Genomic DNA, 24048 nt, shown 5'->3' on the forward strand with positions numbered 1-24048 from the left:
TCGCACTAAAAATATAGGACAGTTAACATTTTTAATTGGCATATAACATTTTCTCTAACACATATAACTATAGGTGCCATTTATAGGTTGTCAAATAAATTTGAAAAAATAATGTAATTAATTGATAAATAGAGTTATATTGCTAAAAATAGAAAATAAATTGTCAACGGGAGAAATATAAAATAATTGGGATTTTCTATGTTTCATATAATTAGATTAAATTAAAATTTTATTGGTAATTTATTTATTTTGAATGATTAGCTTGGTAATTAAAAATTTAAATTATATTTTTGATTGTTGTAAATAAATATGGTTAATTTATTTGTTTGAAATTTATATAAATATTAATGTAAATGAGATGTTGTGTGTGTTTTTTATAAAAAAAACTTTTCTTTATGAAGTATTGGTCTATTCTTTAAAAAACTCAATAGTAAATAAAATAGCCATGCAAATAACTATTTCAATATTAAGACTAAATTTTTTTGGGGTAATTTTCTATTTATCAATAGAAGAATGTTATTAGAAATAAAATAATTAGAATTCATTATTCTATTGAATATAGATGTAGATTGCTTATTTTGGATAGAGAGTTAATACAGGCATTTAGTGCTTTAGCATTAATACATTTAAGATAATTATGGGGAGGCAGTGATAAACTGACATGACAATATAGTGTTGAACCGTTGTTGGAAAAATAATTATCGTTTTCTAATGGGCGTATAGGCTCATTGTTCTATGATGAAAAGGTGGTTATATGTCATATCTTGATCCGTTGGCGCTTTCTATCCGTTTTGGAAATCGCAATAATTTAGGTGCTGACAAGCGATGGACGGATAAACCTAATCCTCTCCGTATGCTTAATCAGGAGCAATTTACTTACATTTATGAGGATAGTCTGCACTTTCTTTATGGTCGATATAGATTCAACCCAAGTAATGGACACGATAGTATTTTGACCGATATGCAAGTGTCAAAAATCAAGACCGGGAAATATATTGATCAATATGGTCATGATGAACAGTATGAGGTTCTTGGTCTCCTTGGTGGCATGGGAATATTTCCTTTACATTCAATATTTGGTACGTTCAGAACAGAAGAAATCGATCTGATTAGTTACTATTTTTATATTGCAGCTGTATTGACGGAAAATTATTCCGTTCATAATCGTTATTTTTACCAAGGTTATCCAATGGGGCCGAATAACGATGAGGGGTTAGATTATCTTCTTATGTGGAACGCGGTTGATGTCATTCCACCACCATATAAACCGGGTTTACCACGATATTTCCCTCTGATTAACGGCTATATTCTCTTCCCTTCAGCAACCGAGGCTGTAGTTATCTCTAATATTCCTACCGATGCTAGGTTTATCCGTCTGGAAGAGACAGGCTATAGGTTTCCTTTTACCGGGGAGATTGCGACCAAGACGCCTTATATCCTGACAGATAAGTTGCGGCAACAATGGGACGAAGAAGAGGAGCAGGGGGCGCCAATAGATGAACGTGGATATTTTAACGAGGACGATCTGTGGCAATATGATGAACAGCAAGGGGATTGGGTGAAGTGGAGGGAAGCTTAAATTTTTCCACCGGTTAGTTCATGTCATTATTCGGTTGCTGTTCGTTTAAAGAGAACAGCAACCAAGTCATGTTTATCTATGCAAACAGTGAATAGAGGACTGCGGAAATAGCCACCAATCCCATAAAGATGACAAATAGGTTACTTAGCTTGCCGCCATATTTGCGCATTGCAGGCACTTTGCGGATTGCATACATTGGCATAATGAACAGCAGCATTGCGATAACAGGACCGCCCAATCTTTCGATCATTTCCAAAATACTTGGGTTCAGAGTCGCAACAATCCAAGTCGTGACTAACATGAAAATTGACGTGATACGATTCAGCTTTTTAGGCTCAATAGTTTTGCCTTGGTCACGCAATGTCTTAACAACCATACCATTAAAACCTTCACGCGCTCCCAGATAATGACCAAGGAAAGATTTGGTAATGGCGATGAATGCAATAAATGGAGCAATGTAGGCAATCACTGGTGTATTAAAGTGGTTAGCCAGATAAGAGAGGATAGAAATATTTTGTGCTTTGGCTTCCGCTAGATTTTCTGGAGACAGGCTCAATACGCAACTAAATACGAAGAACATCACGGTGACAACCATCATGATATGGGCGTAAGCCAAAATGCGGGAGCATTTTTTCTCAGCATTCTCACCGTACTCTTCACGTTTTGCCACGGCAAACGCCGAGATAATTGGCGAGTGGTTGAAGGAGAATACCATTACCGGGATTGCCAGCCATAGCGTAATAAGCAGTCCATGACTTGCACCTGATGCAGAGACGGTGATGTTTTCAAAGATTGCGGTGTTCCAATTAGGGATCAGATAGAACGCCAGCAGCATCAAAACGGCAACAAATGGGAATACCAGCACACTCATCGCCTTAACAATAGCCTGTTCACCGAAACGAACGATGGTCATTATACCAATAATTAGGATCAGAGCCAGCAGGGCGCGAGGAGGTGATGGCAAATGTAATTGGTGAACAATAAAGCTGTCTACGGTGTTGGTAATAGCAACGCTGTAAACCAACAGAATCGGGTAGATAGCGAAGAAGTAGAGCAGGGTGATAAGTTTACCTGCCAGGTTGCCAAAGTGCTCTTCTACGACTTCGGTAATATCTTCACCTGGGTTTTTACCCGATAGAACGAAACGACACATCCCGCGATGGGCGAAAAAAGTCATTGGGAAAGCCAGTAGCGCCATCACCAGAAGAGGCAGCAGGCCGCCAATACCAGCGTTGATAGGTAAGAATAATACACCGGCGCCAATCGCGGTGCCGTATAAGCCAAGCATCCATACTGTATCTGATTTACGCCAGGTTTTATAATCGCTTGGGCTGGTCGCCTGCGATGCGATTGTACCTGTTTGAGTCATATCCATAGTTATCTCCGAGAATAACGCGGTAAATTAAAAAACGAAATTACAATGCCGCAAGTATGCAATAAATGCAAATACATGTGGCCTAACTCTTTCTTTATAAAAAATAAATTCTTTAAATATCTTTGGTGTTTATTTAAACGTTTTTATTACCACATTAACATCTTGGTCGAAAATTGGACTTTGAATTAACAAGCCAAAATTTTCGCTTTACTTTCTTTTTTGAAAGAAAGTCTGGAAATTTTAAGACCAGACTTTTGATAGCGGCAAGATAGCGATTTTTAGTGAATAGTACCGTGATCATAGTCTCAAATGCGGAATATATCTCGAAAAGTCATCATGTTGCGAGATTTAGTGTAATTGTTGCCTAAATATTGCGAATTTTAACGAGGTCAAATTATAACCTCAATTTTCCTATTACTCAACTCTCATTATTATCTTATGTTTTTGTTATTCTCCATCCATTTGTTTATATATTAATGAATAAAAATGGCAAATAGAAGGTATGGTTAATAGATTGATAAATATCAATTTGTTACCGAATTTTAAAAATAGCTATCTCTGATGTCATGTTTGTATTTTTGTGAAAGATATATATAAAACTAGGATAATGGATTAATGGCATCAATAATATGCATGAAAGATGTACTCGCTATCCTTTGATCAAGTTTTAATAATCTCCTTCGTTATATATCTATTTACATAGTGATTTATACAGATTTATTGATTTATATGAAAATCGTTGGACTGAATTTAAGCGCAAATAAATGTTAAAATAGGGTACAGAATATTACCCCGCTGGTTAACTCATGTTCATTTTGGCATGTAAAGTTTAGCCAATGATTTCTAATAAAAAGACCTTGATTGGAATAGGGTTTGTTTATCCCAAGTCACTAAGTTGCATTTATGTTACTAGCTTTTTATCCAGCCTTTACGGATAGGAAAAGCGCAGCAACGTTGGTACAGGCTGTTCAATCTTTTTTGTAAACTTTCACCAGACAGGCTCCATATTATTTGCGCAAAAGCGCATCCCATTAGGCTGACGGTAAATGCCCCGACCATATCCATCGGCCAATGAACGCCTAAATAGATTCTGGCCCATGCGATAGCCAGTGCAATTGCCATCATACATAAGCTTGGCCAAATTCTATACCAGAATAGAAAGGATAAAGCGAAAGTGAAGACAGCTGTTCCGTGGTGACTTGGGAATGAGGTTGTTGGTGCGTGAGGCAGAAAGTTATAACCAAAACCTTCTGCGAAAGGGCGGTCGTGAGGGCAGAGTAAACCGATACAGTATGAGGTTAGCATGGCAAAACAGAAGGCAATGGTGGTTTTACTGACGATAACCCGATGATAAGGGAGAGTACGCTCTGAACCCCAGCACCAGAAACTAACCAATGTTAGAGGAAAAATAAGAACCAGATATTTTGCAATGAACACCGCTATTGCAATCATGGCTGGTGATGATTCAGGTGTAGCATTGAAAAAAGTAAACAGATCATGATTTATTTGTTCTAACAAATCGGGCCTCACATATAGTCACTTATGTACATCACGATAGTCGGACGCAAGAGAGTAAAGTTGGCCGACTTGTGAGTAAAGCGTAATTGTTGGTGTTATTTATGTTTGGTTTATATTTTCGTCAAGGAAACATCAGGCAATCGTTATGACGAAAACTAAGCAAGCCGTTGATATATATGATGATAGTTTCTGGATTACCGAAGTGATAGTACAAGTAGTTGATAGTTTGATCATTTGTAGAATCGGTTATGTGTTTATGACGGTATATTCTTCAAACGATAAAAAAACCCGATAGTCTTGAACCAAAGTGGATGACTATCGGGTTCCTCAATATTGGGATATCAAAGAAAAGCAGTGGCATTAACTCAGACTACGACTTGGCAAGAAAGTTCTTCGTGATAAGAAAAAAAATCAGATTTTTTTTCAGTTTGGTGAAAATAACATTTTTTGCACAAATCAACCGAGTCCACTGCGGCTAATAATCAACGGCGATTTTTACCACAATAAAGCAGAGCGGGAAGTCCGATTATTGTAGCAGTTGGTGTTCCTTCACGTACGCTTCGAAGTCTGTGCAGCCACCAATATGTTGCTCGTCAACGAAAATCTGTGGCACAGTTTCTACGGGTTTACCAACCGTTTTTTCCAGATCGGCTTTGGTAATACCTTCTGCGTGAATATCAACATAACGGAAGTCAAAGTCATCACGTTGCTCTTTCAGTCGTTCCGCCAGTTCTTTCGCGCGGACACAGTATGGGCAGCCAGGACGACCGAAAATCACAGTAAACATATAAATTCCTCTTGGTTATATTAAAATAATGCGGTTTGATGTGTTGTTCATGCTTATTTGATCGCTACTATGCCTGCATAGATCTGTAAAAAAAAGCAGAAATTGCCTTTTGTTTTAATTCAACATACCAATTTTGGTAACAGAGTTTCCGGTAGTATAATGCGGCATCAGGTTGTTAAAGAGGGTGTGATGAAAAGTCATCGAAGCAGTATGAGTTCATTGGCAGATATGCCAAAACAGGTTATCCTGCTAGAAATTGTCGGCATTGGCTGCTTGCTCCTAGCATATTTGACTATTAATGATATTGTCGTCTTAACAGATTTACTAATGACGCCAGAAGCACATGTTGTTATGATTTTTACCGGCGTGGGTTGTTTGGTCCCCGCTGCGGTTAATATCATTTGGCGTGCAGTGTGTGGTCTCTCTTTTCTGGGAATTGATCATAAAAAAGAGAGTAAAAATAAGGCAGAAGGTAGTGATAACGGTAGATAAAAATAATTTATCAGTTATTGGTGATAGCGCGATAAAGAATTATTTCGTAAGCTATAGCGCTTTTTCATTTTCCGTTGTATGGGGTTGTTAGATGAGTTCACTTGTCATTCCTGACTTATCGGTATTGCGTGAGTGGTTGGATCAGCTCAAAATTTCCTACTTTGAGTGCGATTCATGCCAAGCGCTGCATCTACCTCATATGCAGAATATTGATGGTTTATTTGATGCCAAAATTGATCTGTTAGACAATGTAATCTTGTTTTCTGCATTGGCTGAAGTTAAACCAACCGCCATTATTCCTCTGATGGCTAATCTAAGCCAGATTAATGCCAGTTCCCTGACAATCAAGGCTTTTCTTGATATTCAGGATGAAAATTTACCGAAACTGGTGGTGTGTCAATCTTTCCTTATTTCAGCCGGGCTGACTTTTTCCCAGTTTTCTCATTTCTTGCAACAAAGCGAAGAGCAGATTGCAGGTGTGATTTTTGAAATTCACAGTAATAACTTGCTGTATATTAATCGTGATATCGAAATTGAGGGTGACATTGAAGAGGAAGAAGAAGCACAAGCTTCTACTAAGGCGCCGACTTTTACTTTGCACTAATATTTCCAACACGGTCATCCTACAATGCAATGTACGCATTATTCTGCGGGGCATTGTCACTCTTGTCAGTGGCTTGAAAAACCCTATTCTCAGCAGTTAGAAGATAAACAGCAGAATCTAAAACAGTTATTATCTCAAACCTTTGTAAATCAATGGTTACCTCCAATCGCCAGCCAATCAGACGCTTTTCGTAACAAAGCCAAAATGGTCGTCAGTGGCAGTGTAGAACGTCCATTACTAGGTATGCTGCATCGTGATGGCACGGCGGTTGATCTGTGTAATTGTCCCCTCTATCCAGCACATTTTCAGCCTGTATTCGATGTTGTTAAATCGTTCATTGCTTATGCCGGGTTGACGCCGTATAACGTTGCTCGTAAGCGGGGTGAACTAAAATATTTGTTGCTGACAGAAAGCCGTCATAGCGGTGAAATGATGTTGCGTTTTGTACTGCGTTCTGAAACGAAAATTGCTCAATTGGAGCGAGCCTTGCCCCGGTTGCTTGAGCAATTGCCGCAGCTTACGGTGATCTCTGCTAATATTCAGCCGATCCATATGGCGATCTTAGAGGGAGAAACAGAGATCCTATTTACTGAGCAAAAAGCGCTCAAGGAACAGTTCAATGGTATTCCTCTTTACATTCGTCCACATAGTTTTTTCCAGACTAACCCGAACATGGCTTCTGAATTGTATGCAACAGCAGGGCGTTGGGTTCGTGAATTGAAAATCAGTAGCATGTGGGATCTATTTTGTGGTGTTGGGGGTTTTGGTCTGCATTGCGCAGATAAAAACACCTGTTTAACCGGAATCGAAATCAGCCCCGAAGCCATTGATTGCGCCCGTGATTCGGCAAAAATACTGGGTTTGGAAAATATCGAGTTTCAAGCTTTGGACTCGACAAATTTCGCCGTGGCGAAAGAGCAAATTCCGCAATTGGTTTTGGTAAACCCACCTCGTCGGGGAATTGGTAAAGCGTTGTGCGATTATCTCAGTAAAATGGCGCCGGATTATATTCTTTATTCAAGCTGTAACGCTCAGACAATGGCGAAAGATATTGCGGCACTAGCCAACTATCGTGTAGAAAAGACACAGTTGTTTGATATGTTTCCCCATACCGAGCATTACGAAGTTTTAACGTTATTGAGGTTAAGTCACGATTAAACAACCAAAGAATATGTGAGGAATGGGGGTTCTAGAAGAACCGCCCATCCCATTTAGTTATGGCGCTCAAAAGCGAGTGCACGGCGTTCAATCATCCGCATCAGCAAAGTCAGGATGCCGTTAACACATAGATAAATCACCCCTGCGGCGATAAAAACCATCACATCATAATTACGGCCAAATAGAAGCCGACTGTATCCCATGACTTCCAGCAAAGTAATCGTACTTGCGAGAGAAGTACTTTTAAAAATCAATACGACTTCGTTGGAATAGGAGGATAACGCCCGTTTAAAAGCATAGGGCAGCAGTATCCGCATAGATTGTGCTTTAGACATGCCCAACGCTTGACAGGATTGCCACTGACCGGCAGGAATTGCCTTTACCGCGCCATAGAATAGCAGAGTAGAATATGCCGCACTGTTAAGCGCCAGCGTTACCATTGCGCACAGCCAAGGCTCAGACAGTAACTGCCAAAGCCACGGGTATGCTTTTATGGCTGGAAATTGTCCGGGGCCGTAATAAATCAGAAAGAACTGCACCAGCAAAGGCGTACCGGTGAACAGGGTAATGTAGGTTTTTACCAGTTGTGTCAGTACCGGCAATTTCATGGTCAGAACCATAGTGAACAGAACGGACATCATGAAAGCAACAAAAAGCGCTGTGATGGTCAGACTCAGACTGGTTGTCAGCCCCGGCAAAATCTGTTGAATATACTCAAGCATCAGGAAACACTCCGATCAAAGCGGGTGGTATGCATCTCAATTTTCTTTAGAATAAATTGACTGAGTAGAGTGATACCCAGATAGATAAGCGCCACAATCATATACCAGGTAAAAGGCTCCTGAGTGCGTGTGGCAATACTTTTGGTTTGTTGCATCAGATCATTCACACTGATAAGCGATACCAGCGCGGTATCTTTCAACAAAACTAACCACTGGTTGCCTAGCCCTGGTAGAGCGTGTCGCCACATTTGCGGCATGATCAGGCGAAAAAATATTGCGGCGCGACCAAGACCTAATGCTTGACCGGCTTCCCATTGACCGACAGGAATGGCTTTTATCGCACCACGGAGTGTCTGGGATGCGTAGGCAGAGTAGAGCAGGGAAAGGGCAATGAAGCCACAAAGAAATGGGCTGACATAAAAGTCTTGAATATCTATCTGAATCTTGGGATGCCAGAAGATAAGATAAACATCAAAGCCATCAGCCAGTATCAGGAGAAGTTGTGACGCGCCGGAGTAGACGAACAGCACGACCAAAATTTCCGGCAATCCTCTGAACAGAGTGACCCAACAGGTGCCAAGTATGGCAAAGGGTTTCCAACGGGCTGATTCCCAAGCGGCAAATAGCATGGCTAAAATCAGACCAAGCACTAATGCAGACACGGCAAGGCCGACGGTGATGCCGGCGGCGCTTGTTAGAGATTGGAATTCATTCATGGAGATTCAGCTACTTATTTAAACCATTTTTTATAGATGATGTCATAAGTACCATCTCGTTTGATGTCAGCAAGTGCTTTATTAAATTTATCTTGTAGTTCTTTGTTACCCTTACGAACGGCAATCCCTAAACCGATACCAAAGTAATTTTTGTCGGTGACTTTGTTACCGATGGTATTTAAATTTTCATTCTTTTTCAGCCACTCGTTAACAACGGCAGTGTCACCGAAAACGGCGTCCAGACGGCCATTTTTCAGATCCAGAATCGCATTTTGATAGCTGTCATAAGGAACGGTTTTAATCTCTTTTCGTTGTTCCATCAGATACTTCTGGTGAGTTGTACCATTCTGGATACCCACAAGTTTGCCTTTCAGCTCTGCGACGCTGGAGATTTGACCTTTAACGGAAATAAAAACCGCTGAGTTGTCGTAATAAGTGTTAGTAAAATCAACCTGCTTTTGGCGCTCAGGGGTGATATCAATACCGGCGGCTAAAGCATCGAAGCGACGGAATTTCAGACTGGGGATCAGGCTGTCAAAGGATTGGTTAGTGAAGGTACATGTTGCATTAATTTTCTCACAGAGAGCATTGGCCAAATCGACATCAAAACCCTGAATTTTATTATTTGCATCAATGAACTCAAACGGAGGATAAGTGGCTTCTGTGGCAAAACGAATGGTCTCTTTTTCCGTGGCGGTTGCAGAGAAAGTTACTGTTCCTAAGAAGGCTGCAAAAAGTAGTTTTTTCATCGCTATATCCTATTAATAGTTAGTGTGATAGATAATTAGCAAAGGCTTTGGTTTGTGGTTGGGTAAAATGGTTGATATCACCTTGTTCTACAATGCGGCCGTTTTCCATATATACGACACGGCTTGCGGCCTTGCGGGCGATTTCCACTTCATGGGTAACGATAATCTGTGTAATGCCCGTTGCAGATAATTCATGGATGATATTGACAACCTGTGCTGTAATTTCTGGGTCCAGTGCTGCCGTTGGTTCATCAAATAATAAAACCTGTGGTTCCATCATTAATGCTCGTGCGATAGCAACCCGTTGCTGTTGTCCTCCAGATAAATGTTGTGGGAAGCGGCCTGCAAAATCATCTAAGCGCAAACGGGAAAGGAGCTTATTCGCTTTTTCCTGTGCCTGTTGCTTGGATAAATTCAACACGCGACAAGGCGCTTCGATCAGGTTATCTATAACAGTAAGATGGGGCCATAAGTGATATTGCTGAAAGACCATACCTACATTTTGGCGTAGAGAACGAATCTCCTTCGTTCCTGGCGTTTGTTCAAAATTGAATTGATGATTAGCAATATGTAACTGGCCGGATCGTGGTATTTCCAGCAGGTTTAATACTCGCAACAACGTACTTTTACCCGCGCCGCTTGGCCCTAGCAAAACCATCGTTTCCCCGGGAGAACACTCAAGATTAATATCAAACAGTGCTTGGTGGGCACCGTAGTAACAATCAATGTTTTTTAATTGAATACTCATGCTTTAATTCTGAATAGTCAGTGGTTTGGTCCGATGCTAAACCCGTTGGCATAATTATGCAACATCTTATGCACAGAATATTATTAATTGATATTTCAATTACATGCCTGATTAACGCGTTCTATTTTCTCCTTGTGTGATTTTCCAATAAAAGCTTATTTATTCTGTTACCCTACAGAGGAAAGATGAAGCGTCCGAACCGTTATTTATAGCGTCAAGTATTAATTGTGGCTCAAATTCTGGTTAAGTAAAGAATGCCATCAGCAAGGGTGCTAGCAAACTCAGCACAAAACCGTGGACTATCGCTGCCGGGACGATACTGACTCCACCACACCGTTGTAATATCGGCAAGGTGAAATCCATAGAAGTCGCACCGCTTAACCCTATTACGCTTGAGCGATATCGATCAATAAAAACAGGAATTAGCATAATTGCTGCTAGCTCACGCGCCAGGTCATTAAAGAATGCGGCACTGCCGATTACCGGCCCGTAAGCATCAGAAAGTAAGATACCAGAAAGGGAATACCAGCCGTAGCCGGAAGCCAACGCTAAACCTGTTTTCACTGGCAGCCCAAGGATAAGTGCTGCAATCGCACCGCCGACAAGTGCACTGGTCGCGACAATAATTGCAATAATCATACCTCGGCGGTTCAGCAATATTTGTTTCAGGTTCATACCGCTGTTACGTAATTGAATACCGACAAGTAATAGTAAAACGATTAAGGCAATTTCACTAGCATGATTGGAGAAGTGTAGCCATGACCAGCCAGTGAGTCCAAATAGGAAACCTAAAATCAGCACGCCACATAATTTCAATGATTCAAAAATCATATGTAAACGGGAAGGGGGTTTTTCTTGTTTATGTGGACTAATAACCCAAGGATCGCATTTTTCAAGAAGGAATAGTGCTAGCATATTAGCTGTAAAAATACATAAAAAAAATGTCATCGCATATTGAAAGATAGAGAAGAGGTTACGGCCTAAATCGTCTAACAAAGCCAGGCTGGTTCCCATTAAAAACAGAATGACATAAACCATCGCGTTAAGAAGGCGATGAATAGCATTTAACAATGCCTTATTATTCAAATGGATAAGATAGCCTAGCGTTAACGGCAAAAGAATGATCAGCAGCCCAGAGTACATAATTAACATCCTGTAAAACAGTTAATGTCTTTTTATCCAAATCTAGTATAAAAATCGGTTGTAAAGACTTTCAAAAATGGTTGTAAAAACCATGAAAATAAAAGATATCAATTTTTTTACATTAAGAGAATAGTCAGGATAGAGAGAAGTATGCTGTTGCTCAAAGAATTTTTTATTCTTAAGGTGGAGTGTTATTAAAAACGTTTAATGTGTATAAAACGTAAAAGGAACAGTATCTATCTAGAATGAGTGGAAGTCCTTAGTCTTCGTGGTATTGCAAGAAATAAGTTTTTACCATTTCTTTGAATTCAATGCTTAATATGGTGATATTTAAATGAATTTTATTCGTTCGAAACGTCGATGGGTTGTGTTGTTAGCTATTGTGGCAGTTATCACATTGGTTCTGGGGTATTTTCTACATGGGACGGAAGCGATTAAATATCAAACAGTTCCTGCCATTAAAGGTGATTTGGAAAAGAATGTATTGGCAACAGGGAAACTGGATGCAGTCAGAAAAGTAGATGTTGGCGCACAGGTAAGTGGTCAGTTGCAGAATTTGTATGTTGAGGTGGGTGATAAGGTGACAAAAGGCCAGTTGTTGGCATTGATTGATCCTAAGCCAGCGCAAAACCAGGTTAAAGAAGTTGAAGCCACGATCAGAGAGTTGAATGCTGATCTGATAGAAGCCAGGGCACAATTGAAATTGGCGCGGCTTACATTACAGCGTCAGAACAATCTGGCAAAAGTGCAGGCGGTCTCGCTCCAGGAATTGGATCAGGCTAAAACGGATGTTGAAGTGAAAAGAGCGAAGGTAGAAACTTTATTGGCGCAAATCAGTAAAAACCAGGCCAGCCTTGATACTGCTGAGACGAATTTGCAATATACCCGGATTACCGCACCAATGGATGGTATCGTTGTCAATATCAAAACGCTTCAGGGGCAAACAGTCATTGCGGCACAGGAAGCCCCGACCATTCTGACGCTGGCTGATTTGGGCACGATGTTGGTAAAAGCAGAAGTATCAGAGGCAGATGTTATTTACCTGAAACCGGGTCAGAAAGCTTCTTTTACCGTATTAGGCGCCCCGGATAAAAATTTTCCAGGGGTGTTGAAAGATATTTTGCCGACGCCAGAAAAGATTAATGATGCAATTTTCTTCTATGCCCGTTTTGAGGTGGCTAATCCTCAGCAACTTTTGCGTTTGCAAATGACCGCCCAGGTGAAAATTCAACTCGATTCCCATCGTGATGTGTTAATGATCCCGATCTCGGCTCTGGGTAAACAGATTACGCCAACTCGCTATGAGGTGGATATCCTGAATGGAGATAAAGAAGAGAAACGAGAAGTGACCATTGGCGTACGCAATGATGTGAATGTACAAATTCTGTCTGGTCTGAAAGAGCATGAGCAGGTGATTACTGGTCTTAGTGATGCAGCAGGGGATGAGTAATGAATGCGTTACTTGAGCTGAAAGGTATAGAACGCAGCTATCCCGCGGGTGAGCAACAGGTAAAAGTACTGGATGATGTCACCTTGTCTATTTACGCCGGTGAGATGGTTGCGATTATCGGTGCGTCAGGCTCGGGTAAATCGACACTGATGAATATTCTTGGGTGTCTTGATCAACCCAGTAACGGTGAATACCGGGTCGCGGGACAGAATGTTGCTGAACTGAGTAATGATGAATTGGCCGCACTGAGACGGGAGCATTTTGGCTTTATTTTTCAGCGTTATCATTTACTGACTCATTTAACTGCTGAACAGAATGTGGAAATTCCCGCTATTTACGCAGGAGCCGCTAAAGCAGCACGTCGCCAGAGAGCAATAGAGTTGCTTGGTCGTTTAGGGCTTGAAGAGCGAATCGACTATCAGCCGGGGCAGCTCTCTGGTGGGCAGCAGCAGAGGGTCAGTATCGCCAGGGCGTTGATGAATGGTGGTCAAGTCATTTTGGCTGATGAACCAACCGGAGCGTTGGATAGCCATTCTGGCGAAGAGGTGATGGCAATCCTCAAACAATTGTGTGAACAGGGGCATACCGTCATTATTGTCACTCATGATCCGAAAATTGCGGCGCAGGCACAGAGGATTATTGAGATCAAAGATGGTCGCATTATGAGTGATTCTGGCACGCAAGTGAGTAGAAAAGTCACTAAGGCCCCGTCATTAACATCAAAAATATCGTCGATACGCCAGACCCTTGGGCGGTTTAATGAAGCCTTATTCATGGCATGGCGGGCGATGGTTGCCAACAAGATGCGAACTTTACTAACCATGTTAGGGATTATCATTGGTATTGCTTCCGTTGTGACTATTTTGGTTATCGGAGATGCGGCTAGGGCATCGGTGTTATCTGATATTAAAGAGATTGCGACCAACACTATTGATATTTATCCGGGAGAAGATTTTGGCCTTGATGATCCGGTCAATATGCAAGCGCTGAAAATAGAGGATGCCGACGCGATTAAAGCGCAGCCCTATATTCTGGCGGTTTCACCAGAAATTGAGGGACAAATGCGCCTTCGTAAAGGGAACATTGATGTAGCTTCGAGGGTGACTGGCGTGGGTGATGAGTTTTTTCAAGTTTATGCTCTGCGCTTTTCCCAAGGGATGGGATTTTCATTGGATATGATACGCCGTCAGGGGCAAGTTGTGGTGATTGATAAAAATACCCAGCGTAAGCTGTTTCCTCACCAGAAAAATGTGATTGGAGATGTGATCCTGGTGGGTAATATGCCGGCCACAATTGTGGGAGTGGTATCTGATAAGAGAGCGACATTTGGCAGTAGCAAATCATTGCATGTCTGGTTGCCTCATAGCACGATGACCAGCCGTCTGGTGAACCGAAATTATCTGGATTCGATTACTGTCAGAATAAAGGATGGTTATAACTCTAAGGATATAGAAAAGAAGATTGTTCAATTGCTCACTTTACGCCACGGGAAAAAGGATATTTTCACCTATAACGTGGACATGATGGTAAAAACGGCGGAAAAAACAGCCCATACTTTACAACTGTTTTTGACGATGGTGGCGGTAATTTCGCTGATAGTTGGCGGTATTGGCGTGATGAATATTATGTTAGTTTCGGTGACTGAACGTACAAGAGAGATCGGTATCCGTATGGCAGTAGGCGCCAGAACCAGTGATGTGATGCAGCAGTTTCTGATAGAAGCTATTTTGGTTTGTCTGGTTGGCGGTGTTTTGGGCATTGCACTCTCTTATACGATTGCATTGATTGCACAACTGGCTCTGCCTGGTTGGCATTTTGTCTTCCAGCCGATAGCCTTACTCAGTGCTTTCGCCTGTTCTACCGCAATTGGCGTGATATTTGGGTTTCTACCTGCCCGTAATGCTGCTCGCCTTGATCCGATAGAAGCGTTGGCAAGAGAATAAGTGGAAATGAAATAACGTTACGCCGCAGGCAATGACCAGCGGCGTGTGAATAATACCTGGTTGTGACCCACAGGCCAGGCTATTTAGCCTTTGGGTTCGTTTTCAAGGGGAACAATAATACTGGCATGATTTCCCTTTGGGCCTTGGTGAACGCTGAAATTCACCTTCTGGCCCGCTTTCAGCGTCCGGTAACCGTCCATCTGAATGGTTGAGTAATGAGCGAATATATCTTCTCCGCCGCTTGCCGGGCAAATAAACCCAAAGCCCTTCGCATTATTGAACCACTTAACAGTACCTGTCTCCATACTTCTACATCCCTCGTTTAATAATTTCGGTTGAGATGAGCCATTAATATAACAGTTGTAAACAATCACATGTAATCAGTGACATTATCTATGTTTGTTCACAAAACATACTGTAGTAAAAATCAAATTCTCGTCAAGCACAGAACAAATGTCTGGTTGTTTTGAATGACTAAAGTTTGATATAGATAACGATATGAGTTTCGTTCATTCACTTTTATGCCGAGTTTTCATAGGGGAATAGTCTGTGGTAAAAGGAGTTGCCCAGAGAATGATAAGATAAACGGCAACATAATTTATTTGCTGGTCGTAGTTGGTATTAGAGATTAATCCTGTTGGGAAAATAATGAGCGAGTATCATAACAGTTTGAAAACTAAGGAATCTGTTAAGGATGAACGACAGCAAAAATTGCAGCCGCCGTCAATGTATCAGGTCATTCTTAACAATGATGATTACACTCCGATGGAGTTTGTAGTTGACGTATTACGAAAGTTCTTTTCTTATGATATTGAACGGGCAACGCAATTAATGTTGGATGTCCACTATCAAGGGAAGGCTGTTTGTGGGGTTTATACTGCTGAAGTGGCAGAAACTAAAGCGGCTCAGGTAAATATGTATGCCAGGGAGCACGGGCATCCATTACTTTGTACGCTGGAAAAAATCTGACCAGGTATACTGATTTTAGGGGGAGGTGCCTATGCTCAACCAAGAGCTTGAACTTAGTCTTAATATTGCCTTTGCTAAAGCACGGGATAACAGACACGAGTTTATGACTGTGGAGCACCTATTGCTGGCGTTGTTAAGCAATTCATCAGCGCGTGAAGCATTGGAAGCCTGCAAGGTCAATCTGGCTCAATTGCGTAAGGAGCTGGAGAATTTTATTTCACAAACGACACCGTTGTTACCTGAAAATGATGAGCGGGAAACTCAGCCGACGTTGAGTTTTCAACGTGTTCTTCAACGCGCGGTATTTCATGTTCAATCCTCTGGGCGTTCAGAAGTTTCCGGTGCTAATGTGCTGGTGGCTATCTTTAGCGAACAGGAGTCTCAAGCTGCTTATTTGCTGCGTAAACATGATGTTAGTCGTCTGGATGTGGTTAATTTCATTTCTCACGGAACGCAAAAAGAGGACACTGAATCGGATCATCAGGAGACAGGCTCGCAATCTGCGGAAGAGCACTCTACAGGTGAGGATCGGTTGGAAAATTTCACAACTAATCTGAATCAACTCGCTCAAAGAGGGCAGATTGATCCATTGATTGGCCGTCAGGATGAGTTGGAAAGAACAATCCAGGTGTTGTGTCGTCGTCGGAAAAACAACCCATTGTTAGTCGGCGAGTCGGGGGTCGGTAAGACCGCCATTGCAGAAGGGTTGGCATGGCGGATTGTGCAAAAAGATGTACCGGAGGTGATGGCTAATTGTACGATTTATTCGCTGGATATTGGTTCATTGCTGGCGGGAACTAAATATCGTGGTGATTTTGAGAAGCGCTTCAAAGCATTGTTAAAAACCCTTGAGCAGGATAAGAAAAGTATTCTATTTATAGATGAAATCCATACCATTATCGGTGCGGGCGCCGCGTCAGGGGGGCAGGTCGATGCGGCTAATCTGATTAAGCCATTGTTATCTAGTGGTCGTATTAGAGTGATTGGTTCTACGACCTATCATGAGTTCAGTAATATTTTTGAAAAAGATCGGGCGTTAGCGCGTCGTTTTCAGAAGATTGATATTGTTGAGCCTTCACCCGAAGAGACGGTACAGATTATTAAAGGGTTGCGACCAAAATATGAGGCGCACCATGATGTACGTTATACCACGAAAGCGATCCGCGCTGCGGTTGATTTATCAGTGAAATACATTACTGATCGCCACTTGCCGGATAAGGCGATCGATGTAATTGATGAAGCTGGGGCGCGTACCCGTCTGGTGCCGGTTAGTCGCCGTAAAAAAACGATTAATGTGTCGGATATTGAATTCGTCGTTGCCCGGATTGCCCGTATCCCTGAAAAAACTGTTTCTGCTAGTGATAAAGATGTCCTAAGAACACTGGATGAGCGGCTGAAAATGTTGGTATTTGGTCAGGATACCGCGATTGCGGCATTGACCGAGGCCATTAAGATGAGTCGTGCAGGGTTGGGGCAGGATAATAAACCGGTGGGTTCTTTCCTGCTTGCAGGTCCGACAGGCGTGGGGAAAACGGAAGTCACCGTACAGCTTGCTAAGGTGCTGAATATCAAATTATTGCGTTTTGATATGTCAGAATATATGGAGCGCCATACAGTAAGCCGTTTAATTGGGGCGCCACCGGGATATGTTGGTTTTGATCAAGGGGGATTGCTTACAGATGCGGTGATTAAACATCCTCATTCAGTATTACTGCTTGATGAGATTGAAAAAGCACATCCAGATGTATTTAACCTGTTATTGCAAGTCATGGATAACGGTACTTTGACTGATAACAATGGCCGTAAAGCGGATTTTCGTAACGTCATTTTAGTCATGACAACAAATGCGGGAGTACGTGAAACACAGCGCAAGTCCATTGGATTTAAGCAGCAGGATAACAGTTCTGATGCAATGGAAGAGATTAAGAAAGTGTTTACACCGGAATTCCGTAACCGTCTTGATGGCATCATCTGGTTTAATACGCTTTCTATCGAGGTTATTCAACAGGTAGTTGATAAGTTCATTGTCGCCCTGCAAGCACAATTGGATGAAAAAGGCGTTTCGTTGGAGGTCAGTGCGGATGCTCGTCAATGGTTATGTGACAAAGGCTATGATAAAGCAATGGGTGCTCGACCAATGGCGCGGGTTATTCAGGATAGCTTGAAAAAACCGTTGGCAAATGAACTTCTGTTCGGCTCATTAGTTCACGGTGGCTCAGTAAGTATTGGCCTGGATAAGGTAAGACGCGTACTGACCTACGATTTCAGCAGTGCTTATAAGCAGAAGCCGGAAGATGTAGTGCACTAATAAAGAGCGACACCACAGGTGAAAACAACGTTGTTAAATACAAAGTTGCTACCTGTGGTGTAATACCTGAAAACGGTAATGAATCAGCGGCTACGGAAGACGATACGGCCTTTGCTCAGGTCATATGGGGTCAGCTCAACTGTAACCTTGTCGCCTGTCAGGATGCGGATGTAGTTTTTACGCATTTTACCTGAGATGTGAGCAGTGACTACGTGCCCGTTTTCTAACTCAACGCGGAACATAGTGTTTGGTAGTGTGTCTAGCACGGTACCTTGCATTTCAATATTGTCTTCTTTGGCCATCTAATCCTCTAAGTTTAATAACCATCGTTTTTAACGGGCAAGATAATGCCGAAAAACCCTCATTATGTAAAGGAATGTTGTATTTTAACCCGCTATTTTGCAAATGGTGCATGGTGATATTTACGTTATAATCAACATGAATCGGTCAAATGTTGATTATAATTCCAGTACTTGTTGTGACCAGCAACCGAGTCTTAATGACCGATTTCTGAATTGATAAAGATGCTGAATAAATTCTTCCCTGGAGATCTCTTTTGCACCTAGTGACGCAGTGTGATGGTTAAGCACTTGGCAATCCAGTAGTTCACCACCGTGTCGCAGAAAATGGTGATAGAAAGCAATGAACGCACATTTGGATGCATTTTCCATTCTGCTAAACATAGACTCACCACAGAATAGTGTGCCGACGCTAACACCATACAAGCCACCAACAATCCGCTCATTGTGCCAGACTTCTATTGAGTGCGCTTGTCCTGTTTGATGCAATTTCTGATAACCTTGTTGGATATCCCGGCCTATCCATGTTCCTTCCTGCCGTTGAGCGCAGAAATAAACCACCTGTTCAAAGGCATGATTCACCGTAATACGGTATGGATGATTGCGCAAAAACCGGCGTAATGTTCGGCCGATATGTAATTCACCGGGAATGATTACCGCACGTGGATCGGGAGACCACCAAAGTGGCACTTCGCTGGGTAAAAACCAAGGGAAAATGCCTTGATGGTAAGCCGCATTTAATCGTTTGGCGGATAAATCCCCTCCTACCGCCAGTAGGCCATTAGGCTCCGTTAATGCTTCTTTCGGGTGAGGGAAATCATATGAATCATCATTCAGTTGAATTATTGGCATCGTGTGTTACTGCTCCGGTTCAAGACGAATCTGATGTTGCCGTTGATGAAATTGATAATAGCGACCTTGCTGGGTCAGTAATTCATCATGTTGCCCTTGTTCAATAATGGTGCCGCCATCCATGACGTAAATACGATCCATATGATCAAGTCCGTACAGACGGTGGGTGACAATAATTAATGACTTATGCTGACAATGCTGGCGCAGTAGAGACAGAATTTGCTGTTCAGTGTCCGCATCGAGCCCTTCAGTAGGTTCATCCAGCAACATCAGTGGTGCCGAGTGCAATAACGCTCTGGCAATTCCCAAGCGGCGCTGTTCACCACCTGACAACTGACGACCACCTTCGCCCATCCAGCAGTTTAGCCCCTCGTCGGTTTCCAGTAGATTGTTTAAACCTACCTGTTTCAGCACAGTTTCCAGTTCATTATCGGCTGCATTTGGTTTTGCCAGTAATAAATTCTGACGCAAAGTATGACTGAACACATGCACTCGTTGTGGAACAACCGATATCATACTGCGCAGAGTTGATTCGTCATAAGCAGTAATGGGATGTTGATTCAGACAGATTGTGCCTGAATCAACATCCCAGGCCCGGGTCAGTAATTGTAGTAAGGTAGATTTACCACAACCGGTTTTGCCTAACAGCGCGATATGTTCTCCCGCTTTCAAGCAGAGAGAAATGTTTTTCAGGACGGCTATTGGCTGATCAGGGTAGGTGAAACTGATATTTTTGATATCAATGCTGGCTTGTGCCGAACTTTCCGGCCCTGATGCAGGAAATGTGATTTCCGGTTCTTGTTGCATCAATTGAGAAACATGGGTTGCAGAGGTAATGACTTGCCCTAGATGTTGGAATGCAACTGTGACAGGCCCCAGGCTTTCAAACGCGGCAAGAGAACAGAAGACAAACAGTGCAATTAATGCTCCCGGCTGGCTGTTGCCTCCCACGCCGTTAGCTGCCAGCCATAAGATCAATGTGACAGTCATACCGGTGGCGAAAATCATGATTGCCTGTGACAAACCGGTCAGATTGGCTTGCTGTTGTTGACGTCTTAACCAATGTGACTCAATATCGGCCATTGACTTGCGAAAACGGCCAACAGCACCGAATACCATCAATTCAGCTTGCCCTTGCAACGCCGCTGTAAGTTGGGTGCGGTATTGACCACGCAGAATAGTCAGATCACGGCCGACGAATTTACCTGCGTTATAAAATACCAATGGCAGCAGGATCAACAGCGCCAGCATAATACCGCCAAGAGTATAGGCTAATGTAAGATCCAGAAAACCAAGACCGAAAGTGAGAACTATAATAACGATAAAAGCTGATAATATCGGTGAAATCACCCGTAAATAGAGGTGATCCAATGTTTCAACGTCAGCGACTAACCGGTTTAATAATTCGCCCTGACGAAAACGAGCCATTCCTCCTGGTGAAAGCGGCAAAATTTTTTGAAAGGCAAAAACTCGTAAATGTGCCAATACCCGAAAAGTGGCGTCATGGCTAACCAACCGTTCAGCATAGCGCCCGGCAGTTCGAAGAATGGCAGAGCCACGGACACCTGCGGCCGGTAGCATATAGTTGAATGTATAACCGGCAAAACCTGCTAGTGCTGCGCCAGCAAGGAACCAGCCAGAGAGGGTCAGTAAACTTATACTGGCGAGGAGCGTAACAACGGCCAGAACCATACCTAAACTGATAAGAAACCAATGACGGCGATAGAGCGCCAGAAAAGGAAGCAATACCCGCATGATTACAGCTCCTCACTTCGATGGGATAACAGGCGGGTGAATACCCCCTGAGATTGGCTTAGCGTCTGGTAATCTCCCTGTTCAATAATCAACCCCTTTTCCATGACCCAAATCTGATCATATTCCAGCGTTTCTTCCAATTGGTGGGTAACTAACAGGGTCGTCTGATGATGAGATGCCTGATTGAGTGTTTCCATAACCCGTTGTTCGCTATGCGCATCCAGGCTGGCGGCAGGCTCATCCAATAATAGTAACTGGCAGGGTTTCAATAGGGCACGGGCAACCGCGATACGTTGGGCCTGACCAACGGATAATCGTGCTGCATTATCACCGATGATAGTATTCAGCCCATCGGGTAAATCATGAATGAATTCGGTGACGTATGCTTGTTCCATAACCTGATGGATTTGTTGTTGATTGGCATTAGGTTGGTTCAGACGAATATTATCAAGCAAAGTCTGTTCAGGCAGATGTGGATTTTGTCCAACCCAACTCAGTTGGTTACGCCATCTTTGTAGATCCAACTCACGCAGCTCAGCGCCATTAATTTGTATTGAGCCACGATAGGGCAGGAACCCTAACAGTAAATTCAACAGGGAGCTTTTACCTGCTCCGCTTGGACCAACTAATGCCACCCGCTGATTTTTCTCTATAGTAAAATTCAACGGGCCAGCAAGCCGGTTGCCATCATGGGCCAGAATTTCCAGATTATTAGCAATGATGGTTAACGAATCTTGGGTATTTAGCGTTTTATCACCACCGGTAGGTTCATGTTCGCCATCACTGCTCAATAAAGTCACTAATGCTTCTGCGGCGCCGACCGCCTGTGCTTTGGCGTGATAATAAGTGCCCAGATCACGCAATGGCTGGAAAAATTCTGGAGCGAGGGTTAACACCAGAAAACCGGCGAACAGGGTCACGCCCATCCCGTAACTGCCAAAATTAAGTTCCCCCAGATAGGAGAAACCGAAATAGACAGCGACAATAGCAATAGAAATGGCAGCAAAGAATTCCAGCACTGCGGAAGAAAGGAACGCTAATCTCAGCACTTCCATCGTCCTGCAACGGAAGTTTTCGGTGGATTCGCTGATTTGTTGTGCTTCTGCTTTACCGCGATAAAACAGGCGCAATGTTTCTAGCCCGCGTAGTCGATCCAAGAAATTACCGCTTAACCGGCCTAGCGCGACAAAATTACGCCGATTAGCGTCTGCGGCGCCTAAACCAACCAGTGCCATAAACAGGGGAATTAGCGGAGCCGTCGCGAATAAAATTAGCCCGGCAGCCCAGTTAACAGGGAATAGGGTGATCAGGATAAGAATAGGGATCATGACGGCAAGAGACATCTGTGGCAGATAGCGGGAGTAATAATCCTGCATATCTTCTATTTGCTCAAGAATGATAGTGGCCCAACTACCGGCCGGTTTGCCTTTAACCCACGCCGGGCCAAGTTGCTCAAGTTTATCCAATACCATAGCGCGGATTTTTTGACGCACGACTTTGCCACAGATAAAACCTATTCGTTCCCGAATAGCGCTGATGATGGCCCGTAGAGCAAAGATGGTTGCTAACAACCAAAATTCATTCGAGATGTGCTCGCGCGGAAGGTTATCCATGATTAAAGCTTGCAGAATTGAGGCAAGTAACCAGGCTTGAGTGATAATCAGCAATCCACTGATTAAGCCGAGTAACATGGACAGGCGGAGCCAGCGTTGGGCCGGGGCACTTTGCTGTTTCAGCCAGTGAACCAATTCGTACTGTCTTGTTTTGTCCATAGAAAAAAATTCTAATCTAGCGGGTGAGGGTAATGGTGTACCAAAAGGCTGGACATATCCTATGTGTCAGCATCCTGCTGATATGTTACATGTTAAAAGGCGCTACCGAAATAGCGCCTTGAAAGAAAAAGAATTTATTTAGCGGCTAGCCCATCAAGGAAACGTTCTGCGTCAAGGGCTGCCATACAACCTGTACCGGCGGACGTAATTGCCTGACGGTAGGTATGGTCCATAACATCGCCGGCGGCAAATACACCGGGAATTGAAGTCTGAGTGGCGTTACCCTGCAAACCGGATTGAACTTTAATGTAACCATTATCCAGTTCTAATTGGCCTTCAAAGATAGCGGTATTGGGAGTATGGCCGATAGCAATGAATGTGCCGGTAACCGCTAATTCTTCTGTAGCGCCGCTTTTGGTATCGCGTAGGCGAACACCGGTAACGCCCATATCATCACCGAGTACTTCATCCAGAATACGATCGGTGTGCAGGATGATATTGCCATTTTTTACTTTATCCATTAGGCGACCGATTAGGATCTTCTCTGAACGGAAAGTATCACGGCGATGAATTAGGTGAACTTCTGCTGCAATATTTGCCAGATATAAGGCTTCTTCTACGGCGGTGTTACCGCCGCCGACAACGGCGACTTTCTGGTTACGGTAAAAGAAACCATCACAGGTTGCACAGGCTGAAATACCACGTCCTTTGAATGCCTCTTCAGAAGGTAAACCTAAATAACGGGCGGAAGCGCCTGTTGCGATAATCAGTGCGTCACAGGTATATTCTTGTTCATCACCATAAAGGCGTAAAGGCCGGTTTTGCAGATCAACTTTTTGAATATGGTCAGAAATGATTTCGGTTTGGAATTTTTCAGCATGTTGGTGCATGCGTTCCATTAACCCAGGGCCAGTCAGACCTTCCGGATCGCCAGGCCAGTTTTCGACCTCGGTGGTGGTAGTCAACTGACCGCCTCTTTCAACCCCGGTAATAAGAACCGGATTTAAATTTGCTCGGGCAGCGTAAACCGCGGCGGTATAGCCTGCTGGACCGGAGCCAAGAATAATGAGTTTGTGGTGTTTGGCGGCGCTCATGAATACCTCATTTCC

General features: G+C 43.0%; 22 protein-coding genes. 8 read left to right on the top strand and 14 right to left on the bottom strand.

The annotated features are described in order from the left end of the window. The first annotated feature begins 754 nt into the window (after positions 1 to 754). Positions 755 to 1579, top strand: a complete 825-nt coding sequence (locus B0X70_RS08125) for a hypothetical protein (protein ID WP_046395499.1) — start codon at positions 755 to 757, stop codon at positions 1577 to 1579. A gap of 76 nt (positions 1580 to 1655) precedes the next feature. On the opposite strand, the gene B0X70_RS08130 is transcribed toward B0X70_RS08125, so the two are convergent. The 3 genes from B0X70_RS08130 to B0X70_RS08140 all read right to left on the bottom strand — a co-directional run bounded on the left by B0X70_RS08130 (position 1656) and on the right by B0X70_RS08140 (position 5259). Next, the gene (locus tag B0X70_RS08130) at positions 1656 to 2954 is read right to left on the bottom strand and encodes an HAAAP family serine/threonine permease (RefSeq protein WP_217471263.1); all 1299 of its coding nucleotides are present in this window, start codon (positions 2952 to 2954) and stop codon (positions 1656 to 1658) included. Positions 2955 to 3863: 909 nt separating this feature from the next. After that, the gene (ybjG, locus tag B0X70_RS08135) at positions 3864 to 4472 is read right to left on the bottom strand and encodes an undecaprenyl-diphosphate phosphatase (RefSeq protein ID WP_217471264.1); all 609 of its coding nucleotides are present in this window, start codon (positions 4470 to 4472) and stop codon (positions 3864 to 3866) included. Positions 4473 to 4998: 526 nt separating this feature from the next. Next, positions 4999 to 5259, bottom strand: coding sequence for a GrxA family glutaredoxin (locus tag B0X70_RS08140; protein ID WP_214067937.1), 261 nt, complete (start codon positions 5257 to 5259; stop codon positions 4999 to 5001). Positions 5260 to 5448: 189 nt separating this feature from the next. Here B0X70_RS08140 and B0X70_RS08145 point away from each other — a divergent pair, with 189 nt between their 5' ends. The 3 genes from B0X70_RS08145 to rlmC all read left to right on the top strand — a co-directional run bounded on the left by B0X70_RS08145 (position 5449) and on the right by rlmC (position 7513). Further along, a complete protein-coding gene (locus B0X70_RS08145; protein ID WP_217471265.1) occupies positions 5449 to 5751 on the top strand; it encodes a YbjC family protein in 303 nt (100 codons plus the stop codon). A 91-nt stretch (positions 5752 to 5842) separates the two neighbouring features. Next, positions 5843 to 6355 carry a type III secretion system chaperone family protein gene (locus B0X70_RS08150; protein ID WP_036814657.1) on the top strand — a complete coding sequence of 171 codons (513 nt, stop codon included), beginning with the start codon at positions 5843 to 5845 and terminating at the stop codon, positions 6353 to 6355. Positions 6356 to 6379: 24 nt separating this feature from the next. Further along, entirely contained in the window at positions 6380 to 7513 is a 1134-nt protein-coding gene (gene rlmC, locus B0X70_RS08155) for a 23S rRNA (uracil(747)-C(5))-methyltransferase RlmC (RefSeq protein WP_217471266.1), read from the top strand. 53 nt (positions 7514 to 7566) lie between these two features. Here the strand turns inward: rlmC and artM are convergent, their stop codons facing one another. The 5 genes from artM to B0X70_RS08180 form a co-directional block, all read right to left on the bottom strand. Next, the gene (gene artM / locus B0X70_RS08160) at positions 7567 to 8235 is read right to left on the bottom strand and encodes an arginine ABC transporter permease ArtM (RefSeq protein WP_217471267.1); all 669 of its coding nucleotides are present in this window, start codon (positions 8233 to 8235) and stop codon (positions 7567 to 7569) included. After that, positions 8235 to 8951 (bottom strand): arginine ABC transporter permease ArtQ, encoded by a 717-nt coding sequence (artQ, locus tag B0X70_RS08165; RefSeq protein WP_217471268.1) that lies wholly within the window; start codon positions 8949 to 8951, stop codon positions 8235 to 8237. The genes artM and artQ overlap by 1 nt, the downstream gene beginning before the upstream one ends. Positions 8952 to 8965: 14 nt before the next feature. Then, positions 8966 to 9700, bottom strand: coding sequence for an arginine ABC transporter substrate-binding protein (artJ, locus tag B0X70_RS08170; RefSeq protein WP_036814652.1), 735 nt, complete (start codon positions 9698 to 9700; stop codon positions 8966 to 8968). A 19-nt stretch (positions 9701 to 9719) separates the two neighbouring features. Continuing rightward, the gene (gene artP, locus B0X70_RS08175; protein WP_110086314.1) at positions 9720 to 10448 is read right to left on the bottom strand and encodes an arginine ABC transporter ATP-binding protein ArtP; all 729 of its coding nucleotides are present in this window, start codon (positions 10446 to 10448) and stop codon (positions 9720 to 9722) included. 243 nt (positions 10449 to 10691) lie between these two features. Continuing rightward, the gene (locus B0X70_RS08180; RefSeq protein WP_036814649.1) at positions 10692 to 11591 is read right to left on the bottom strand and encodes a LysO family transporter; all 900 of its coding nucleotides are present in this window, start codon (positions 11589 to 11591) and stop codon (positions 10692 to 10694) included. 334 nt (positions 11592 to 11925) lie between these two features. On the opposite strand from B0X70_RS08180, the gene macA reads away from it, so the two are divergent. Both macA and macB read left to right on the top strand, forming a co-directional pair. After that, positions 11926 to 13041: a macrolide transporter subunit MacA gene (gene macA, locus B0X70_RS08185; RefSeq protein ID WP_036814648.1), complete on the top strand. Its 1116-nt coding sequence runs from the start codon at positions 11926 to 11928 to the stop codon at positions 13039 to 13041. Next, on the top strand, positions 13041 to 14984 hold the full coding sequence (macB, locus tag B0X70_RS08190) for a macrolide ABC transporter ATP-binding protein/permease MacB (protein ID WP_036780063.1): 1944 nt from the start codon (positions 13041 to 13043) through the stop codon (positions 14982 to 14984). Before macA ends, macB begins: the two co-directional genes overlap by 1 nt. Before the next feature lie 83 nt (positions 14985 to 15067). On the opposite strand, the gene cspD is transcribed toward macB, so the two are convergent. Next, positions 15068 to 15289 carry a cold shock-like protein CspD gene (gene cspD, locus B0X70_RS08195; protein ID WP_036814644.1) on the bottom strand — a complete coding sequence of 74 codons (222 nt, stop codon included), beginning with the start codon at positions 15287 to 15289 and terminating at the stop codon, positions 15068 to 15070. Positions 15290 to 15632: 343 nt separating this feature from the next. Here cspD and clpS point away from each other — a divergent pair, with 343 nt between their 5' ends. After that, positions 15633 to 15953: an ATP-dependent Clp protease adapter ClpS gene (clpS, locus tag B0X70_RS08200; RefSeq protein ID WP_214067945.1), complete on the top strand. Its 321-nt coding sequence runs from the start codon at positions 15633 to 15635 to the stop codon at positions 15951 to 15953. A 31-nt stretch (positions 15954 to 15984) separates the two neighbouring features. Then, positions 15985 to 18261: an ATP-dependent Clp protease ATP-binding subunit ClpA gene (gene clpA, locus B0X70_RS08205; RefSeq protein ID WP_036814641.1), complete on the top strand. Its 2277-nt coding sequence runs from the start codon at positions 15985 to 15987 to the stop codon at positions 18259 to 18261. An 83-nt stretch (positions 18262 to 18344) separates the two neighbouring features. Here the strand turns inward: clpA and infA are convergent, their stop codons facing one another. The 5 genes from infA to trxB all read right to left on the bottom strand — a co-directional run bounded on the left by infA (position 18345) and on the right by trxB (position 24033). Further along, entirely contained in the window at positions 18345 to 18563 is a 219-nt protein-coding gene (gene infA / locus B0X70_RS08210; protein ID WP_002211347.1) for a translation initiation factor IF-1, read from the bottom strand. A gap of 156 nt (positions 18564 to 18719) precedes the next feature. Then, positions 18720 to 19412, bottom strand: a complete 693-nt coding sequence (aat, locus tag B0X70_RS08215; RefSeq protein ID WP_036780073.1) for a leucyl/phenylalanyl-tRNA--protein transferase — start codon at positions 19410 to 19412, stop codon at positions 18720 to 18722. A 6-nt stretch (positions 19413 to 19418) separates the two neighbouring features. Continuing rightward, entirely contained in the window at positions 19419 to 21167 is a 1749-nt protein-coding gene (gene cydC / locus B0X70_RS08220) for a heme ABC transporter ATP-binding protein/permease CydC (protein ID WP_217471269.1), read from the bottom strand. 2 nt (positions 21168 to 21169) lie between these two features. Further along, positions 21170 to 22939, bottom strand: a complete 1770-nt coding sequence (gene cydD, locus B0X70_RS08225; RefSeq protein WP_217471270.1) for a heme ABC transporter permease/ATP-binding protein CydD — start codon at positions 22937 to 22939, stop codon at positions 21170 to 21172. Between the two features lie 134 nt (positions 22940 to 23073). Further along, positions 23074 to 24033: a thioredoxin-disulfide reductase gene (gene trxB / locus B0X70_RS08230; RefSeq protein WP_217471271.1), complete on the bottom strand. Its 960-nt coding sequence runs from the start codon at positions 24031 to 24033 to the stop codon at positions 23074 to 23076. Between the last annotated feature and the right edge of the window lie 15 nt (positions 24034 to 24048).

Origin of the sequence: Photorhabdus akhurstii (assembly GCF_019090985.1) — a bacterium.
In the GTDB taxonomy this organism is placed as follows: Bacteria; Pseudomonadota; Gammaproteobacteria; order Enterobacterales; family Enterobacteriaceae; genus Photorhabdus; species Photorhabdus akhurstii.

Coding starts and splice junctions, on each gene's coding strand:
- rlmC (WP_217471266.1), top strand. CDS start 6,380: ATGCAATGTACGCATTATTCTGCGGGGCATTGTCACTCTTGTCAGTGG.
- clpA (WP_036814641.1), top strand. CDS start 15,985: ATGCTCAACCAAGAGCTTGAACTTAGTCTTAATATTGCCTTTGCTAAA.
- infA (WP_002211347.1), bottom strand. CDS start 18,563: ATGGCCAAAGAAGACAATATTGAAATGCAAGGTACCGTGCTAGACACA.
- trxB (WP_217471271.1), bottom strand. CDS start 24,033: ATGAGCGCCGCCAAACACCACAAACTCATTATTCTTGGCTCCGGTCCA.
- B0X70_RS08145 (WP_217471265.1), top strand. CDS start 5,449: ATGAAAAGTCATCGAAGCAGTATGAGTTCATTGGCAGATATGCCAAAA.
- artJ (WP_036814652.1), bottom strand. CDS start 9,700: ATGAAAAAACTACTTTTTGCAGCCTTCTTAGGAACAGTAACTTTCTCT.
- artQ (WP_217471268.1), bottom strand. CDS start 8,951: ATGAATGAATTCCAATCTCTAACAAGCGCCGCCGGCATCACCGTCGGC.
- cydC (WP_217471269.1), bottom strand. CDS start 21,167: ATGCGGGTATTGCTTCCTTTTCTGGCGCTCTATCGCCGTCATTGGTTT.
- artP (WP_110086314.1), bottom strand. CDS start 10,448: ATGAGTATTCAATTAAAAAACATTGATTGTTACTACGGTGCCCACCAA.
- B0X70_RS08130 (WP_217471263.1), bottom strand. CDS start 2,954: ATGGATATGACTCAAACAGGTACAATCGCATCGCAGGCGACCAGCCCA.
- clpS (WP_214067945.1), top strand. CDS start 15,633: ATGAGCGAGTATCATAACAGTTTGAAAACTAAGGAATCTGTTAAGGAT.
- macA (WP_036814648.1), top strand. CDS start 11,926: ATGAATTTTATTCGTTCGAAACGTCGATGGGTTGTGTTGTTAGCTATT.
- B0X70_RS08125 (WP_046395499.1), top strand. CDS start 755: ATGTCATATCTTGATCCGTTGGCGCTTTCTATCCGTTTTGGAAATCGC.
- macB (WP_036780063.1), top strand. CDS start 13,041: ATGAATGCGTTACTTGAGCTGAAAGGTATAGAACGCAGCTATCCCGCG.
- artM (WP_217471267.1), bottom strand. CDS start 8,235: ATGCTTGAGTATATTCAACAGATTTTGCCGGGGCTGACAACCAGTCTG.
- cydD (WP_217471270.1), bottom strand. CDS start 22,939: ATGGACAAAACAAGACAGTACGAATTGGTTCACTGGCTGAAACAGCAA.
- cspD (WP_036814644.1), bottom strand. CDS start 15,289: ATGGAGACAGGTACTGTTAAGTGGTTCAATAATGCGAAGGGCTTTGGG.
- aat (WP_036780073.1), bottom strand. CDS start 19,412: ATGCCAATAATTCAACTGAATGATGATTCATATGATTTCCCTCACCCG.
- B0X70_RS08180 (WP_036814649.1), bottom strand. CDS start 11,591: ATGTACTCTGGGCTGCTGATCATTCTTTTGCCGTTAACGCTAGGCTAT.
- B0X70_RS08150 (WP_036814657.1), top strand. CDS start 5,843: ATGAGTTCACTTGTCATTCCTGACTTATCGGTATTGCGTGAGTGGTTG.
- B0X70_RS08140 (WP_214067937.1), bottom strand. CDS start 5,259: ATGTTTACTGTGATTTTCGGTCGTCCTGGCTGCCCATACTGTGTCCGC.